Annotated in this window: 14 protein-coding genes and 1 tRNA gene; 9 read left to right on the plus strand and 6 right to left on the minus strand. The window is 62.8% G+C overall.

All coding sequences use genetic code 11. The features are described from left to right. Window positions 1-3 precede the first annotated feature (3 nt). The 5 genes from MTX21_RS13480 (at window position 4) to MTX21_RS13500 (ending at window position 5,900) form a co-directional block, all read left to right on the plus strand. Window positions 4-864, plus strand: coding sequence for a formate/nitrite transporter family protein (locus tag MTX21_RS13480; protein ID WP_280965291.1), 861 nt, complete (start codon window positions 4-6; stop codon window positions 862-864). 115 nt (window positions 865-979) lie between these two features. Beyond that, complete coding sequence (locus MTX21_RS13485) at window positions 980-2,224, plus strand: MFS transporter (protein ID WP_280965292.1); 1,245 nt, start codon at window positions 980-982, stop codon at window positions 2,222-2,224. Window positions 2,225-2,291: 67 nt separating this feature from the next. Then, window positions 2,292-3,485, plus strand: a complete 1,194-nt coding sequence (locus MTX21_RS13490; protein WP_280965293.1) for a M20/M25/M40 family metallo-hydrolase — start codon at window positions 2,292-2,294, stop codon at window positions 3,483-3,485. Window positions 3,486-3,559: 74 nt separating this feature from the next. After that, a complete protein-coding gene (locus MTX21_RS13495; protein WP_280965294.1) occupies window positions 3,560-4,648 on the plus strand; it encodes a mandelate racemase/muconate lactonizing enzyme family protein in 1,089 nt (362 codons plus the stop codon). Between the two features lie 103 nt (window positions 4,649-4,751). After that, window positions 4,752-5,900: an amidohydrolase gene (locus tag MTX21_RS13500; protein WP_280965295.1), complete on the plus strand. Its 1,149-nt coding sequence runs from the start codon at window positions 4,752-4,754 to the stop codon at window positions 5,898-5,900. Between the two features lie 156 nt (window positions 5,901-6,056). Here MTX21_RS13500 and MTX21_RS13505 read toward each other — a convergent pair whose 3' ends face one another. The 3 genes from MTX21_RS13505 to MTX21_RS40075 all read right to left on the minus strand — a co-directional run bounded on the left by MTX21_RS13505 (window position 6,057) and on the right by MTX21_RS40075 (window position 8,897). Then, window positions 6,057-7,487, minus strand: coding sequence for a DUF1254 domain-containing protein (locus MTX21_RS13505; RefSeq protein WP_280965296.1), 1,431 nt, complete (start codon window positions 7,485-7,487; stop codon window positions 6,057-6,059). A 155-nt stretch (window positions 7,488-7,642) separates the two neighbouring features. Beyond that, window positions 7,643-8,311, minus strand: a complete 669-nt coding sequence (locus MTX21_RS13510; RefSeq protein ID WP_280965297.1) for a hypothetical protein — start codon at window positions 8,309-8,311, stop codon at window positions 7,643-7,645. A gap of 199 nt (window positions 8,312-8,510) precedes the next feature. Further along, window positions 8,511-8,897, minus strand: a complete 387-nt coding sequence (locus MTX21_RS40075) for an AraC family transcriptional regulator (RefSeq protein ID WP_341510141.1) — start codon at window positions 8,895-8,897, stop codon at window positions 8,511-8,513. A 226-nt stretch (window positions 8,898-9,123) separates the two neighbouring features. On the opposite strand from MTX21_RS40075, the gene MTX21_RS13520 reads away from it, so the two are divergent. Beyond that, on the plus strand, window positions 9,124-10,140 hold the full coding sequence (locus tag MTX21_RS13520) for an AraC family transcriptional regulator (protein WP_280965298.1): 1,017 nt from the start codon (window positions 9,124-9,126) through the stop codon (window positions 10,138-10,140). A 204-nt stretch (window positions 10,141-10,344) separates the two neighbouring features. On the opposite strand, the gene MTX21_RS13525 is transcribed toward MTX21_RS13520, so the two are convergent. Further along, the gene (locus tag MTX21_RS13525) at window positions 10,345-10,737 is read right to left on the minus strand and encodes a VOC family protein (protein WP_280965299.1); all 393 of its coding nucleotides are present in this window, start codon (window positions 10,735-10,737) and stop codon (window positions 10,345-10,347) included. A gap of 27 nt (window positions 10,738-10,764) precedes the next feature. Between MTX21_RS13525 and MTX21_RS13530 the strand changes: the two genes are divergently transcribed. Both MTX21_RS13530 and MTX21_RS13535 read left to right on the plus strand, forming a co-directional pair. Next, complete coding sequence (locus MTX21_RS13530) at window positions 10,765-11,502, plus strand: alpha/beta hydrolase (protein ID WP_280971381.1); 738 nt, start codon at window positions 10,765-10,767, stop codon at window positions 11,500-11,502. Window positions 11,503-12,196: 694 nt separating this feature from the next. Beyond that, window positions 12,197-13,267 (plus strand): glutamate-cysteine ligase family protein, encoded by a 1,071-nt coding sequence (locus tag MTX21_RS13535; RefSeq protein ID WP_280965301.1) that lies wholly within the window; start codon window positions 12,197-12,199, stop codon window positions 13,265-13,267. A gap of 399 nt (window positions 13,268-13,666) precedes the next feature. On the opposite strand, the gene MTX21_RS13540 is transcribed toward MTX21_RS13535, so the two are convergent. Further along, a tRNA-Gln gene (locus tag MTX21_RS13540) sits at window positions 13,667-13,741 on the minus strand. A 268-nt stretch (window positions 13,742-14,009) separates the two neighbouring features. Here MTX21_RS13540 and MTX21_RS13545 point away from each other — a divergent pair. Continuing rightward, window positions 14,010-15,788 (plus strand): acyl-CoA dehydrogenase, encoded by a 1,779-nt coding sequence (locus tag MTX21_RS13545; RefSeq protein WP_280965302.1) that lies wholly within the window; start codon window positions 14,010-14,012, stop codon window positions 15,786-15,788. Window positions 15,789-16,028: 240 nt separating this feature from the next. On the opposite strand, the gene MTX21_RS13550 is transcribed toward MTX21_RS13545, so the two are convergent. Continuing rightward, complete coding sequence (locus MTX21_RS13550) at window positions 16,029-17,258, minus strand: MFS transporter (RefSeq protein ID WP_280965303.1); 1,230 nt, start codon at window positions 17,256-17,258, stop codon at window positions 16,029-16,031. Between the last annotated feature and the right edge of the window lie 135 nt (window positions 17,259-17,393).

Here is a 17,393-nt window from a genome sequence, read left to right on the forward strand (position 1 = left end):
CGGATGGCCGAACCGGTCCCCGCGCCCATCTTCAATTTGCAGGCTTACAGCCCCGCGGAGATTAAGCAGGCCGTCGAGAAGGTTGGTGTGAAAAAGGCCAATCTGCCTTTTCTGGCCTCCTTCATGCTGGCGATCGTGGCAGGTGGCGGCATCGGGTTCGGCGCACTTTACTATACCGTCGTTGCCAGTGACGCGACACTCAGCTTCGCGACTGCACGCGTCGTTGGAGGACTGGTTTTCACGCTCGGATTGTCGCTCGTTCTTGTGGGAGGCGCCGAGCTGTTTACGGGCAACAACCTGATCGTGATGGCCTGGGCCAGTGGCAATGTTTCCACGCGTACGATGCTGCGCAATTGGGCGATCGTCTACTTCGGCAACTTCATCGGAGCCCTTGGGCTCATTGTCCTGGTCTTTTATTCTCATCATCTCGACATGAATGATGGCCGCATCGGTTTGTCGGTATTGAACACGGCAGCGGGAAAAATTCGTCCGGATGTGGTCGCGCTATTCTTCAAGGGCATTCTGTGCAACGTGCTCGTGTGCGCGGCTGTCTGGCTCGCCTATGCAGGTCGATCGGTCACGGACAAGATGGTCGCCGTCATATTGCCGGTCTCAGCCTTCATCGCAGCCGGCTTCGAGCATTGCGTGGCCAACATGTATTTCCTGCCGTTGGCGTGGCTGTTGGTCCGGACGGGTCACGCTCCGGCAAATTTCGACGCGTCGCTCATCACCATCTCCGGCATCCTGCACAATCTCGTGCCCGTGACGCTGGGCAACATCGTGGGCGGTGCCGGCTTTGTCGGCGCGGTCTATTGGGCGATCTATCGGGCAGCGTTTGGTCCGCCGTATCGAGACGAAAGGTAATACCTCAAAAGTGAGCGCTAGCCACAATCCGGAATAAGAGACCTGCCGGTCCCGCCATTGGCACCCTCTCCCCAATCATGTACCTCACCCAAAACCCTTGCCGGGACGGGAGCTCATGACTGCGGTGGCGACGGATGAAGCGGGAGATGGCACCCGCGCGTTGATTTTTGCGCTGCTGGCGCTGGCCTGTGGGCACATGCTGTCGACGTTGCTGCGCACCATCCCGGCGGTCAGCCTCGATCTGATGGCGGCGGATTTCCGGATGGAGCCGCAGGCGCTGGCGAGCCTCACCTCGGTCTATCCGTTCGCCTTTGCCGCGGCGCAGATCCCGGTCGGCGCGGCGATGGATCGCTTTGGCGTGCGCCCGGTGTCGCTCAGCCTGCTCGCGGGAACCGTGGTCGGCGCCATCGCTTCTGGTTTCGCGACGGGGCCGGAAAGCTTTGCGGTCGGGCAAGTTCTCCTCGGCGTCGCCACGTCCGGCATGCTGATGTGCCCGATGACGCTGGCCGCCAAGCAATTGTCGGCGGCACGGTTCGGCCTGTGGTCGGGCGCAATCCTCTCGATCGGCAATATCGGCATGCTGCTGTCGTCGAGCCCGCTCGCTTTCGTGGTCGACAATTACGGCTGGCGCGCCGGGTTCTGGATCTCGGCGGCCGCCGGCGTCGCGGTGGCGCTCGCGGTGTTCGCGCTGGTGCCGAACCAGCCGGCGGAGCACAAGGACGATTCCTCGCCGCTGGCGCAGATGATCGCGGTGCTGCGCCTCGGCTTCTCGCGTCCGCTACGCGGTCTGATCGCGCTCGCGCTGGTGTCGCTTGCGACCTCGCTGGTGTTGCGCGGCCTGTGGGGCGGGCCGTGGCTGATGCAGGTCAAGGGACTGTCGCGGGTCGAGGCGGGCAACCAGCTCGGCGCCTTCACGATCGCCATGATCATCGGCCCGCTTCTCATCGGCATGATCGATCGCAAGCTCAATCGCCGCCGCGAGCTGGTGGCCGGCTCGCACCTGACCGGAGCGCTGCTGCTGGCGCTGATGGCGCTCGGCGCGCCGCACTACGCCGTCTCCATGCTGCTCGGCGTCGCCGTCATGCCGCCGCAATACGACCTGGTGCTGTTCGTGCTGATTGGCCTTGCGACCTCGGCGCAGCCGCTGCTGTTCGGCATGTCCCGGCAGCTCGTCGACGCGCAGGTTGCGGGCAAGGCGCTCGCCGCGATCAACCTGGCCTTTTTCCTCGGCGCGGCCCTGATGCAGTCGACGACAGGCGCGGTGGCGGCGCTCGCGGGGCTGCCGGCGGTGCTGCTGTTCATGGCGGCAGCGCTGCTGTTGGGCTCGCTGATCTTTTTGGCTTACACGCGGAGTGTCTGAGAAGCCCTTGCGAAATGCGGTGCCGCAGGGGATGCTGACAAGCACTGTGCAGCAAAGGGAATAAGTCATGCCTGTCGACACGCAAGCCGCCACCGGCCGCCTCATGCGCTTCCTCGCCGTCGAGGGCGTGACCGGACAGGAAGCCGCGATCGGGCGCGAGCTTGCCGTGGCGCTAAAGGAGGCCGGCGTGCCGGCAAACGCGATCCGCCTCGACGACGCCAACACGCGTATTCCCGTGCCGACGGAGACCGGCAACCTGATCGTCGACCTGCCCGGCCGCGGCGCGCTGCACAACCAGCCGCGGATCATGTTCATGACCCACATGGACACCGTGCCGCTGTGCGCCGGCGCCAAGCCGAAGGTCTCCGGGCGCAAGATCGTCAACACGGCGAAGACCGCGCTCGGCGGCGACAACCGCTGCGGCTGCGGCGTGCTGGTGACGCTGGCGGCGGAGCTCGAGAAGCAGAAGCTCGATCATCCGCCGATCACGCTTCTGTTCTGCGTGCGGGAGGAGAGTGGGCTCTATGGCGCGCGCCACGTCAAGCTGGAGGAGCTTGGCTCGCCGGTGATGGCCTTCAACTACGACGGCGGCTCCGCCTCCAACGTCACCATCGGCGCCGTCGGCGCGGATCGCTGGCATGTCGAGATCTTTGGCCGCGCCTCGCATGCCGGCGTCGCGCCGGAGCGCGGCATCTCTTCGACCATGATCCTTGCGCTCGCGCTCGCCGACCTCAAGGCGGGCGGCTGGTTCGGCAAGGTGGTGAAGGGCAAGCGGCAGGGCACCAGCAATGTCGGGCCTGTCACCGGCGGCGACGGCCGCCCGGCCGGGGATGCCACCAATGTCGTCACCGACTACGTGCATGTGCGCGGCGAGAGCCGCAGCCATGATGGAAAGTTCTTCAAGGAGATCACCAAGGCCTACAAGGCGGCGTTCGAGAAGGCGGCGAAGCGCGTCAAGAACAGCGAGGGCAAGTCGGGTCGCGTCAAGTTCAAGGCCGAGACCGACTACTATCCGTTCCGCATGAAGGAGGGCCTCCCCGTGGTCAAACGCGCGATCGAAGCCGTGTCCGCCGTCGGCGGCACGCCGTCCATCCGCGCCGCGAATGGCGGCCTGGACGCAAACTGGATGGTCCGCCACGGTGTTCCGACCGTGACCTTCGGCGCCGGGCAGAACGAGCCGCACACCATCGACGAATGGATCAATCTCAGCGAATACGACCGCGCCTGCGCGCTGGCCGTGCAGCTTGCGACGATGCGGTGAGCTGCCTTGCATCGCCTGCAGTTGCCCGGCGGCGCCCGTCGGCCTAACCTGCAAGGAAAAGCCGGGAAGGAAGCATGGCACGCATCGCGACGATCGAGACCGGGCTCTACCGGATCCCCCTGCCCGTCACCCTCTCCGACAGCACGCATGGCGAGATTGCGGCGTTTGAGCTGATCACCTGCCGCATCCGCGATGCCGATGGCGCCGAAGGCGTGGGCTACACCTACACCGTCGGGCGCAATGGCGGTGCTGTCGCTGACATCCTGAAGCGCGAGACGCCGGCGCTGATCGAGGGCCGCGAGGCCGACGACACCGAGGCGATCTGGCATCACGTCTGGTGGGCGCTGCACTATGGCGGCCGCGGCGGGCCGACGGTGCTCGCGCTCTCCGCGCTCGACATCGCGCTGTGGGATCTGAAGGCGCGGCGCGCCGGTCTGCCGCTGTTCCGCCTGCTCGGCGGCTTCGACGCGCGCGTGCCTTGCTATGCCGGCGGCATCGACCTCGATCTCCCGGTCGAGGCGCTGCTCGAGCAGACCGACGGCAATCTCGCCAAGGGATTTCGTGCCATCAAGATGAAGGTCGGCCGGCCCGACCTCAAATCCGACGTCGCGCGCGTCGCGGCGATGCGCAAGCATCTGGGCGACGGCTTTCCGCTAATGGCGGACGCCAACATGAAATGGACGGTCGAGGAAGCGATTCGCGCCGCCCGCGCCTTTGTTCCCTTCGACCTCACCTGGCTCGAGGAGCCGATCATCCCCGACGACGTCGCCGGCCACGCCCGCATCATGCAGGCCGGCGGCGTGCCGATCGCGGCCGGCGAGAACCTGCGCTCGCTCTGGGAGTTCAAGAACTACATCACCGCCGGCGCGGTGTCCTATCCCGAGCCTGATGTCACCAATTGCGGCGGCGTCTCCGCCTTCATGAAGATCGCGCGGCTTGCGGAGGCCTTCAACCTTCCCGTCACCAGCCACGGCGCGCACGACATCACCGTGCATCTGCTCGCGGCCTGCCCGAACCGCTCCTATCTCGAGGCGCACGGCTTCGGGCTCGATAAATACATCGAGCATCCGCTCGTGCTCGAGCAGGGCATGGCACTGGCGCCGGCACGCCCAGGCCACGGCATCAGCTTCGACTGGAAGGGACTGGCGAAGCTTTCGCCTTAGAACAAGCGCTTTGCTGCACGCGGGGCATTCCCTGATACTGGATGCAGAGGCCGGCGATTCCGCTATGGTGGCGGGCGCCGACACCGTCCAGAGATCAAAACCCTTGACACCAGAGCTTCACCAGAAACTGACCACTTGGCGCCAGCACCTGCATGCGCATCCCGAGCTGTCCCTGCAGGAGAAGGCCACCGCCGCTTTCGTGCAGGAGAAGCTCACCGAGCTCGGCATTCCCTTCGAGGCCGGCATCGGCGGGCACGGCATCGTCGCGACGCTGACGCGCGGGTCGGCGCAGGGACGTGTCGGCTTGCGCGCCGACATGGATGCGCTGCCGATCACCGAGGATACCGGGCTGCCGTATGCTTCGCGCAATCCCGGCGTGATGCATGCCTGCGGCCATGACGGGCACACCGCCTCGCTGCTCGGCGCGGCCGCGCTGCTGGCGGCGGACGCGGACTGGAGCGGTACTGTCGATTTCATCTTCCAGCCGGCCGAGGAAGGCTTTGGCGGCGCGCGCGCGATGGTCGCGGCCGGCCTGTTCGACCGCTTCCCGATGACGAAGCTGTTCGGCTTTCACAACTGGCCGGGCCTCGAAGCCGGCACGATCGCGGTCCATGACGGTGTCGTGATGGCCTCGGGCGGGCGCGTCAGCATCACCGTCGAGGGTCATGCGGGACATGCCGGCATGCCGCACCTTACGCGCGATCCGGTGATGGCCGCGGGCCATCTCATCGTGGCGCTGCAGTCGATCGTTTCGCGCAGCATCGATCCGCTCGACACCGCCGTGCTCTCGCTGTGCACGCTCGAAGGCGGCACGGCACGCAACCAGATCGCCGGACGCGTCGTGATCGGCGGCACGCTGCGGTATCATCGCGAAGCAGTGAAAAACACCATCGTCGCGCGGATTGAACAGATCTGCGCCGGCATTGCCACGACTTTTGGCGTCAAGGTGACGCCCGAGATCGTCATGGGCGTCGGCACGGTCATCAACACACCGGCGGAAGCCGGCCTTGCGCGACTGGCCGCGGAGAGAGTGCAGGCCAGGTTGCGAACCGATTTGCCGCCCAGCATGGCCGGCGAGGATTTCGCCTTTTATCTCCAGCAGCGACCCGGCGCCTTCGCCTGGATCGGCAATGGCGAACTGCGCGACGGCGCGGAGCTGCACGGCCCGCGCTACGATTTCAACGATACGATCCTGCCGGTCGCATCCGGCTGGATGGCCGAGGTCGCCAAGACCGCACTATCGGCGAACTAGCAAAATCGAGCCGTGGCCACTCCCGATCGGCTGCAGTACGCGCTCGCTCAAGCAGGCGAGATCCAAATGAACGGGCGCGTTCGTTTCGGGATTGACCGTTGCAACCGCGGTTGGGGGCTTGCTCATGCCGGCCCGCGAGCCGGCATGAGCAAGGTTTCAAGTGGCGACCTTCTTGGCGGCAGGAACCTTCCATGTGTCGTTGATGATCGACGGGTCCGTTTCCTGCGGCCAATACATACGAAGCATGAGGATGAAATCGCCCTCAGGCGCCGGAAGCCAATTGGATTCCTTGTCCTTGCCCGGCGAGTCCTTCTGAATGTAGAGATCGGTTGAACCGTCCGGATTCTCCTTCAGGTCTTGCCGTGCGCTGATCGAATAACGGTTGAGCGGGTTGTTCACAAAGAAGTAGCCGCTATCGTACATGGTGAGCGACCAAAATCCGTCCGCGGGAGGCAGGTGGCCTTTGGGAAACCGCATCACGTATTTGTTCGCGCCGTTATACTTGTCGCCGTTCGCATCCTTTTGCGAGGTCGGGTAGACCGCATCTTGCGGACGATTGGCGCCGAGCCCGATCGCGGTTACCAGGGCCCGCATCAGATAGTCGGTGCCGTAAATGCCGGTTTTGGTGGTGAAGGCAAAGCCGTTCTCGTCCGTGATGGCCTTGTTGATCTTGAACTGAAGCATGATCCGGTCGAACGAGACTTCCGGCACGCGCTTGAGGAAGTCCGCCTTGAGCTTGCTCTCGTCAAAATCCTGGCCAGGGACGATGCCGATCCGGGCAAATTTGGCAAGCTGGGGCGTGTCCGCCGCGTAAGGTGGATTGGCCTTCATCAGCTCGCACAGCAGCTTGAAATACGACACCGCGTCCATGCGATTGACCTGCTCGCGGACCGCCGTCTTCATGTCGATCGATGGATCGACCTTTCCCGGAGGAGGCGTGTACGGCTTGCCATAGGCACTGAGCGGCACCAGCTTGCACTCGTCTTGCAGCTTGTGGACGGCCGCATAGTCCTCCGGCGTGCCGGTGCAATAAATGCGACCGAGCAGCCACACGATGTTGGTCTGCGATTTGTACTGCTTCACGCCATCGGGCAGCGTGCCTTTCCATCCGGGTCCGGTGATCGCGTAGGTCTGCGCCCCCGTGCCGGTGGTGCGCTTGCCGGGCACCTGAAACACCGTCGTCCAGCCATCCAGCATCGGCATCAGGAAATAGCGTCCCTTCATGTCGGGGATGCTGAGGACCCACGGTTCTTTCCCGACATCGAAGAACGAAGTCGTGTACAGAGTGTCCGCGTTCGGCGCCGTGACGTCCCTGAACGACGCATCCGGATATTGGCGCAGCTTGATGATGTGGCCCATCGGCCCGCGCGTGCCCACGGGTTCGGCAACGTTGGTGATGATCCGGCGCGTCATCTCCATCGTCACCAACGGATAGCCAAAGATATAGGCGTCGCTTGCGAGCCAGAAATCCTCCAGGCCTTGCCCCACTCCCAGGAACGAATCCTGCGCAAGCGCTGATCGTGCTGCTGCCGCTCCTGCCAGCAGGCCCATGCCGCCAAGTGCAAGGGATCGACGGGTGACGTTCATTGTAATCTCCTTCCTGAACACAAATAAACGACGGTAGCGATTTCAGAGGCGAGCCTCTTGCCTGCCGGACGACACCGATCGCCGCAAAGACAGCTTGGTCGGAATGAGCTTCGCTTCGCTGCGCTGCGACGGCCACGCTGCCGCCGATCAGCGGCTTAATAGCAGGGCGGATAAGGATAATATCCGCACCGAGGTGCGTAGTACGGGTAAGCCGCAGCTCCCGCCACGGCGGCCGCTCCCGCCAGGGCCGCACCGCGATAGTAAGCACCGCGCCAGGCCGTGCGGCGGGCGACGCCGGCGAAGGACAGCGGCGTAAATGGTCGGCCAATGATGTCGATGAAGACCGACGCCGGTCCATCGGCTCCCGCAAGATCTCCTTCGAGCACGTCGACGTCGAAGGTCAGCTTGTCGCCGTCGAGCTTGGGCGATTTCAGGACCACGACGGCGTCAGCCACCGCCGATCCGTCCTTCCTGAATCCGGAAACCGTGGCGTTCGGAGGATCTTTCGCGAAATTGTCGCTGCCGTTGCCCCAATCCTCGACGATGCGCGACGTGAGATCGTGGCCGGCCGCCCGAACAGGCCGATCGGCAAAGACGATCGCATTCGGCGAAATCCCGGTCAGCACAAGCTTCCCATTACTCAAGCTTGCACCGCGCGAGTTGAGCACAAAGAGAGAGGGAACGACTTCCGGCTTTGCCTGGCCGATGGATTTTTCAAGCGGTACGTGGGGCTTGGCCTCGGATACCGATTGAGCAAACAGGTTTTGGGGTAGAGCGGCAAATCCGATGGCGCAAATTGCGATGAGAGTGGCGCGAAGTGTCATGCTGATTATCTCCTTGAAAGCGGATTGTTCTCTTTGCAGCACGTCCGCTGGACCTGTCCGCCCTGCGTAGCGCCTCGTTAATCAAACAGATGGCTCCTCCAGGAGCGCCGCAATGAATATCGACCAGCAGCTTCGCTAAACATTTCGCGCCAATTCGGTCCGCGCGTCTTGCCATTTCGCGCCAATCTTTCCGACGCGTTCAATCACCAATTGCACGAGGCTTTTTGTGGCGACGTCCCTGCCGGTGCAGGCGCGCAAGCTGCTGTCGCCTGTAGGCAACGGGTCGAACTCTCATCAAGCGCACGAAAACGCGGCTGAAGCTGCTTGGGTTCGAATAGCCGAGGAATTTCGCGATATCCGAGAGGCGCTTGCTGGACTCTGCGAGCAAACGACACGCCATTTCGAGGCGAACCTCCGCGAGCATTTCGCTGTGACTTGTGCCCATTCGACCGAGGTGACGCTGCAACGTGCGGACGCTGATCTTCAGCGCGCCGGCGGTTCTATCGAGAGTTGCGTCACCATGTCGCAGCGACGCGGCAATGGTCGCGCGGACGACATGAACTGGAGGCGCGCGGACAGCTCTCATCGGCAAGTGAGGCGCAAGGCCTGTGCTCTCTTCGAAAAAAGACCCGATGCCGCAAAGCTATATCCATGCGGGCGACCAATCTGGCCATTGCCCGCCAAAAATTTTCGTCAAAAGCGTTCAAACGAAATTGGTCAGGCGCCTCACGCGCAAATGACACGACAATGACACCCAAAAAGGCGGCGGCCTGCTATCTTGCAAGCGCGACAAAGTGTTGGGGCAAATGATAATGACCATCATTCCTTTGACTCGTTGCCAATTCCTCATGCCTTTCGCTGAAATCCATTCCGAGGTCGGGGGGTCTACTTCCTCGCTTCTGGCCAAGTTTCGACTTCCCACGTCCCTGGAAGATAAGGCTGATCACTACATCCCGCTTTTGCCGGCGATTCGCTTCGCGACGGCAGCCCAGCATGTCCAAGGGATATCAGACATCGCCTTTCGGGCAGCCCAGCGGTTGACCTTCAGCCATCTGAGCGAAGCACTGCGCGCTCAAATCCGCCATTCACCGACCCTGTTGTTTGCGCTTCAGCAGGTGTGCAAATGGGCGCCGGTCGAAGACACAAACCTGCACATCTGGCTGGAACGCTCCAACGAGAAGCTGAACATTTGCAGCAGAATCGTTGGAACGGAAGGCATAGCTCATCTCGAGATATCTCAGTGGCTCCAGAATGTTTTCATCATGCACGTCGTCCGCCAGTTCGCTGGAGCCGATTGGACCCCGGCAGTCATTGCATTTGAGGCAACCCACACGCCCAGCACTCACGTTCAGTCGCACTGGCCGAACACCCGTTTCGTATCAGGTCAAAGAGCCTCATGGATCGAAGTGCCGCTCAAACTCCTGAGCCTGCCGAATCTCGCAAATGCCACGCCGTCGGATTTGCCTGAGAGCGATCTTCAACCATTCGGCAAAGACACCGTCAGCGCGCTCAGGCTGAGCCTGCCGTCCTACCTCGATGAAGGAGGCCCCACGGTAACCGAAGCGGCGGAGATGATCGGCTTGAGTGTCAGGAGTCTGCAGCGACGACTTTCGCAAGCGGGTCTTACATACTCGGGATTGCTCGAGCAGGTCCGATTTGACAATGCCATGAAGCTCCTATGCGATACCGAGAATAAGATCATCGACGTCGCGTTCTCGTCGGGCTACGCTGATCCCGCTCACTTCACCCGTGCGTTTCGCCGGATCTCCGGCTGCACGCCGCGAGAGTTTCGCGATAGATCGAAGAACGGAGCTGTTACGCCCGTCTGACTTGTCCGGCTCGCAGCGACCCGCCGATCGTTTTCGGTGATTGGAGTTCGACGTCGCCGTATTGGCCTTCTTCCGCCAGCATCTCGGCAGGAACTGATCAGCCCTGAAGGGGCACGGCGGATTCGACGTGCTGATGCCCCCTGAGGCGAGGCGGAGCTGTGTGGTTCCTTCGCCGCCGCGCCCGGCTCCTTCGGCGTCAGGCGCCTACGGATTCCAGCCGCCGCTGCCGTATGGACGCGTGATGATTTCGAGCAGATGCCCGTTCAACTCTTCGAAATAGAGGCCGCGTCCGCCGTCGTGATCGTTGATCTTGCCCGGATTTCGCTGCGCGGGATCAGCCCAGTAGGTGAGCTTCCGCTTGCGAATCCGATCGAAGATCGCGTCGAACTCGGCATCGCCGACCAGGAAGGCGTAGTGCTGGCGCGCGAACTCTCCTTTGCTTTCCATATAGTCGAGATTGGCGTCGTTGTCGGTCGTCACCATGTGGAATGGTCCCCAGCGCCGCGGCGCGGGGAGCCCTAGCACCTCGGCCAGGAAATCGGCCGACGCCTTGCTGTCGCGAGCTGCCAGAATCGTATGATTGAAGTCGATAGCCATGTTTAGATCTCTGCAACGCAACGATGGATGAGATCAAAACGAGTGAGATGCGGAGCTAGTTCCTGCTTGAAATGCGCTGGTGATTCTGAAAAGCCTCCTGGCGGCTACGACAAGGCGACCATGGCTGCAGATATTCGCGCGCTTGTCCATCAACTTGGCGCAAGCCAGCTACATCTGGTTGGCCGCGACATCGGCGTGATGGTTGCCTACGCGTACGCAGCACAATGGCCGGACGAGGTCCAGACGCTCACCATGCTCGACGTGCCGATTCCAGCGACGACGGCATGGAACGAAGCAAAATCAAAGCCCGACCCGGAGCTTTGGCATTTTGGGCTTTTCCAGCAGCGCGACATTGCCGAGCTGCTCGTGAGGGGACACGAGTATCAGTTCATCCGCGATTTCTACAGGAAGAGGGCCTTTCGGCCGGTCTTGGATGAAGACATCGCCGTCTGCGCAACCGCTTACGCGGCGCCCGGTGGTTTGCGTGCCGGCTTCGAGCTTTATCGCGCCTTCCCCGAGGATGAGCGCCGCTTTGCGGAGCTCGAAAAACGAAAACTATCGATGCCTGTCCTGGCGCTCGCCGGCGATAAAAGCAACGGCATGGTCGAGGTCACGATGGCAAGAGAGATTGCCCAAGATGTTCGCGGCGGCGTTGCGCCCGAGACGGGCCATTGGTTGCCGGACGAAAATCCAGAGTTCCTGACTGCGCAACTTCTGGGCTTCCTGCAACAGCCAAACCGCACGCAGGGACAATCGAACCGCTGACAGTCCAACCTGAATGTTCTTACTACGCGCCCGCTCTTGCTCCCCAGAGGGGTCCGACTGCTGTGGCGCGCGGTCTGGGCTGTATCGGAGCCGATTGCCGCTGCTTATAGGTCTTGGATAATTCGGAGGCTTCGGCAGATGCGGGAACCAAGGCAAAGGACAACGATATTGCCGTTGCTACTGCAAGAACAAAAATGATCTCTCCTCCTCCGTTCGACGGAGGCTAACGGCTCCTGCAAACTTCGGTTCGCAAAGACAAACTGGTCTCCGGAGGCCCACCAACCAAGCACAACTAAGTGCGACCATTTGGTTGGCTTACTGCGGTAGCACGGGCTCCCTGCACAGTTGCGGTGTTACCCCAACAGGCTTGCGTCAGCAGGGAAAGTTCACTAGCCTGCATTGCACGGGGTAAGCAGTCTCCCCGTCAGACAGCTCCTTGTCCAAGCACTGCGCAGCGCTTGATTTTTCGGGCAGATTGCGCACGGACAAATGGGCTACTTATTTTCCGACACCACTGTGTTGCAAGCGGTCAGGCATCACGTGCCGGCGCTGGCCGGTATCCGCCCGCCGCAAGGTTCTGCTCGGAAACTAGGGCGGTCGACGGAACAGCCAGCCACCCCAGAAAGAGCGGGACTTCGCGACCTGACGGGTTCGTCACGCTGGGTCGCACTCTCTTGCGTGCGTGAGCCTAGTCATGATTGAGCGTCGTCATAGAGGGTTTCGCTTTGGTCTTGAGGCGGAATTCCTCTTGGTCGATGCCGTGTCATTCCGTCCCTTGTGGCACCCGGATTTAATCTTTCAGACGTTGAACTCCACGCTTGAGGCCATTCCGGTAGACGACTTCCAATGCGATGGCTTCAAGGTCGAGCCGCCTCATCGTAAACCGAGCCCCTACGTCGTCGAGGGTTATCACCTTCCCGATCCCGACATGAATCCCATCGACTTGCTGCCGAAGGGCGTGGAGATTCGCACACCGATCTGCGAATCCATCGACGAATGCCTTGCGTCGCTCAAGGTTCTGCACGCTCGTCTGCAGCAGGCTTTGCAGCACCTTGGCTTTCAAGCCGTCGTGCTGTCGTTCCATCCGACCGAAGTCGCCTTCCGAGGTCCACAAAACAAGCGGCGGTACGACTTTTGGCAGTGGGCGATGGAAGCCATGGTGACCTACGGCCCGGACGTCAATATCAGCCTTCCGGAGAGCCTCTCGGCACGCATCGATCTGAAAGATTTGAATGAGAAGGTGAATTACTACATACCCGCCCTTACCGCACTCACTCTCGCTTCACCGCTACGGCAAGGCGAGCTCTGGCGCATTCGGGGACGCATTGGCAAGTCCGTGCGGACCTATCATCGCAGCGTAACAGCTCCCGCAATCGAGATTCATCCTGACGAGGGTCTGCGTCTGGAGCTGAAACCTTTTGAAATGACAAATTCGCTCACGGATTATCGCAACTACTTTTTGCTCTGGCTCGCACTCCTCCTGGACGACGACTTGAAGGGCCGGGCTTCTGACCAGACGCGCGTTTACGATATGGGTCGGATTGCCTGTGACGGTATCAATATCGGCTTCGTGAGGGAGCGCGCCACCGAAGTGCTTACACGAATGCCGGACGTGCTCGCCCCATGGGGGTTCGATTGTGGATCTCTCGATGGCTTACGCCGGCGGTTGGAAACAGGTCGCGTGCCGGCCGATGACATCATTGCGATATTCGAACGGGAGAGGTCCGTCCCGGCAACCTTGCGTCACCTTTGCGATATAAATTGACTCGCTTTTTGCAGCATCCAATTGACCGGTGTTCATCTTTGACGCGGGCTTGGCGACATCATCGGCGTGGCTAATCCTTGGGCATTTTCGCGCCTGCCCAACGTATCATTCGTAATCGACAGATCCTGGTTAGCCGCGCGTCGTCAAAGGACAGTAGGTGACATGAGGCCCACGGACCCAAGGATGTCACCTCCAAGCATCCGGGCAGATCGAGGCGGAGATCGTCGCCGTGGAAACTCAGCGCGCAAGCTTCACGTAGGAGTCCGCAGCGCTATGCCGCTGTCGGTGGAGAAAAAAGATACGTAGCGCGAAGTAGCGACGTCTTTCTTCAACGGAGCAGCGAATTACGCAATTTCCAAATGAAGCAACGAAAGAGATGATTTGGCGAGCAATATCAACTGGCTGGGGCGGGAGGGATCGAACCTCCGAATGGCGGAATCAAAATCCGCTGCCTTACCGCTTGGCTACGCCCCAACAGACCTGAAGCAACGACGGAAGAACGGGCTACCGCAGATTCCCTCAAGCCGTGCCGGTCTATAGGGAGCGGCGCGGCATTTCAACCGCCTGGACGGGCAAAATACCATAGGTCCCGGGGTGGAGCGCCATACTCTATTATGATCGCGACGATTGGCCCGTTCCGGGCGGGACTTGCCCGTCCGATCACCGATCGGCCCGTCCCGGCAGTTGAGACCTCCCCCGTTTCATGGGAATACGGCGCCAATGATGCCTACGGGAGTGAGCTATGACCTACCGCGCGCCGATCTCTGACATGCTGCTGTCGCTCAACCATGGCGCCGGCCTGAAGGCCGCCGTGGAGGCCGGCCATTACGGCGATTTCGACGCCGAGATCGCGAGCGCCGTGCTGGAGGAAGCCGGCAAGTTCGCAACCGACGTGCTGGCGCCGCTCAACCGCGTCGGCGACGAGCACGGCATCAAGCTCGATGCCGGCAAGGTCACCACCGCGCCGGGCTGGCCCGACGCCTACAAGCGCTGGACCGACGGCGGCTGGAACGCGGTGTCCGGGCCGGAAGCCTTCGGCGGCCAAGGGCTGCCGCTCGCGATCAACGCCGCCTGCACCGAGATCTGGAGCGCCTCCAATGTCGCCTTCGGCCTCTGCCCGCTGCTCACGGCCTCCGCGATGGAGGCGCTTGAGGCGCATGGCAGCGAGGAGCTGAAGAGGATCTATCTCGAGAAGCTCGTCACCGGCGAATGGACCGGCACCATGCAGCTCACCGAACCGCAGGCCGGCTCCGACGTCGGCGCGCTGCGCACCCGCGCCGAGCGGCAGGCCGACGGCACCTACCGCATCAAGGGGACGAAGATCTTCATCACCTATGGCGAGCACGACATGACCGACAATATCGTGCATTTCGTGCTGGCCCGCCTGCCGGACGCGCCCGCCGGCACCAAGGGCATTTCGCTCTTTCTTGTTCCCAAGTTCATGGTCAACGCCGACGGCTCGCTTGGCGCGCGCAACGACATCTATGCGAGCGGCGTCGAGCACAAGCTCGGCATGCATGCATCCCCAACCTGTACCATGACCATGGGCGACCATGGCGGCGCGATCGGATTTTTGATCGGCGAAGAGAACCAGGGCATGCGCTGCATGTTCACCATGATGAACCAGGCCCGACTCGGTGTCGGCCTCGAAGGCGTCGGGGTTGCCGATCGCGCCTATCAGCAGGCTCTGGCCTACGCCCAGGAGCGCCGCCAAGGCCGCGCCGTCGGCAAGAGGGGCGACGGCTCGGATGCAATCTTCGTCCACCCGGACGTCAAGCGCACACTGATGCGGATGCGGGCGCAGACCGCGGCGGCGCGCACCATCTGCTACGCCACGGCGGTGGCGATCGACGTCTCCACGCGCGCCAAGGACGCCAAGGTGCGGGCCGACGCCGCCGCGCGCGCGGCATTGCTGACGCCGATCGCAAAGGCCTATTCCACCGATGTCGGCAACGAGGTCGCCTATCTTGGCGTGCAGGTGCATGGCGGCATGGGTTTCATCGAGGAGACCGGCGCCGCCCAGCACTATCGCGACGCGCGCATCACCACGATCTATGAGGGCACCAACGGCATTCAGGCGATCGACCTCGTCACGCGCAAGCTCGCAGCGAACGGCGGCGCGTCGGTGTGGGCGCTGCTTGACGAGCTCGCCGCCATCGTCAAGCAGGTCGAAGCCTCCAACGATCCCGCCTTCGGCACCACGCCCGCAAAGCTGCGCGAGGCGCTTGCAGCCTTGATGCGCACCAGCAAGTGGCTGCTGGAGCGGGTCGCCTCCGCGCCGAACGATGCACTCGCCGGCGCCACGCCCTATTTACAGCAATTCGGCGCCACGCTCGGCGGCTGCATGCTGGCGGCCGAGGCGCTCGCCGCCAAGGGCGACGGCAATACGGAGGCGCCGCGCTACGTCTCGCTCGCCCGCTTCTTCGCCGAGAACATTACCGTGCAGGCGGGAGCGCTCGAGCGCACGGTGACGGAAAGCGCGGAGTCGGTTGCGGCGGCGGATGCGGTGTTGTTGGGGTAAGGCGGGCGCGCTGCCGTCCCGTCGTCACCGCGACGCTAGGAAAGCCGCGAGCCCGTTCTCCGCTGTCATTCCCCGCGAAAGCGGGGAATGACAGTACGCCGCGGCTTCTCAAGGGACGACAGACGTCTCGGAGTACTGGATCGCCCGATCAAGTCGGGCGATGACGCCGAATGTGCGGAGCGCGCGTGCCGCACTCTCGTGCGGTCCCGGATTACGCTTCGCTCCACCCGGGCTACGGACCTACGATCCCTGCATGCCCTGCCCAGGCCGCCATAGTACGATTCCCGCGGCGACCAGGTCGAGCACGACGCAAAGTGTGAACGCCATCGTGTAATCGCCGGTGAAGCTGCGCGCGAGGCCGACGATGCCGGGGCCGAACGCGCTGACGATGCCACTGATCGAGGTTCCCAGTCCCATCGCGGCCGCGAACGCATCGCGCCCGATCTCGCGCTGGATGATCAGCGGCGGGAAGGTGATCATGTTGCCGATCGAGAAGCCGTAGACGGCGCAGCACACGAGCAGCACCGTCGGGCTCGTGCTTTGCAGGAGAACGAACAGCGCCGCCGCCTGGCTCGTCATCGACGCCGCGCTTGCGAGCCGCGGATCGAGCCGGTCGACGAACAGGCCGAGCGACAGGCGGCCGACGACGGCCATGGTCGCCATGATGGTCACCGCGAGCCCCGCAGCCGAGCGGCCGATGGCCGGCTCGAGGAACGTCACCTGATGGATGATGAAGCCCATCTGCGCCAGCAGCGCGATCGCGATCGGCAGCACCATGGTCCAGAACGCCGGGTTGCCGAGCAGCGCCTTGCGGGAATGCACCGCAGGCGCGCCGCCCGCGGGCCCACCTCCGCCGGCGGCCTGCGTCATGTCCGCCGGCCAGGCGACGAAGGCCACGATCACCGGCAACAGCAGCACCACCATCGCGGTGGTGGCCGCCAGCATCGCGGAGCGGAAGCCGATGCTGCCGGTCAGCGTCAGCAGCACGGGCACGAGCACGATGCCGCCGCAGGTCGCGCCGTTGAAGGCGAGGCTGAGCGCGAGCCCGCGCCGCCGCTCGAACCAGGAATTGAGCACGGTCGCGATCACCACGGTACCCATCCCGGTCCAGCCGAGCGACATCAGCGCGTAGGCGAGATAGAGCTGCCAGGGCGCCGCCATCAGCGCCAGCAGGATCGTCGATGCGCCGAGCGCCGAAAGGCCGCACAGGATCAGCGAACGCAGCCCGAAGCGAGCCAACAGATCGTCGGTGAAGATGACGAGGACGGAGGTCAGCAGGAACGAGAAGGTGCTGGCCGCGGAGACGAGCGTGCCTGGCCAGCCATGTGCACGCTGAAGTTCCGAAAGATAGACGCCCTGCCCGTACAGACCGAAGCCGAACATGAAGAAGGCCATCAGAAAACAGGCAAGCACGACGCGCCAGCCGCGATAGTGTGGCGAGGACTCGTTGATGCTCTCTGCGGCAACCATCGATCGCGCAATCAGCCAGATGGAGCGGGACGGGTGATCGTGAGCCACAACCACCGGTTTTTCAAATGAAACATTGTAGCCGATTGTTGCAACGCGCAACAGGGCATGCGGAGTAGCCCGGTGCAGACCCGGCGC

It is taken from the genome of Bradyrhizobium sp. ISRA430, assembly GCF_029909975.1.
Lineage (GTDB): Bacteria > Pseudomonadota > Alphaproteobacteria > Rhizobiales > Xanthobacteraceae > Bradyrhizobium.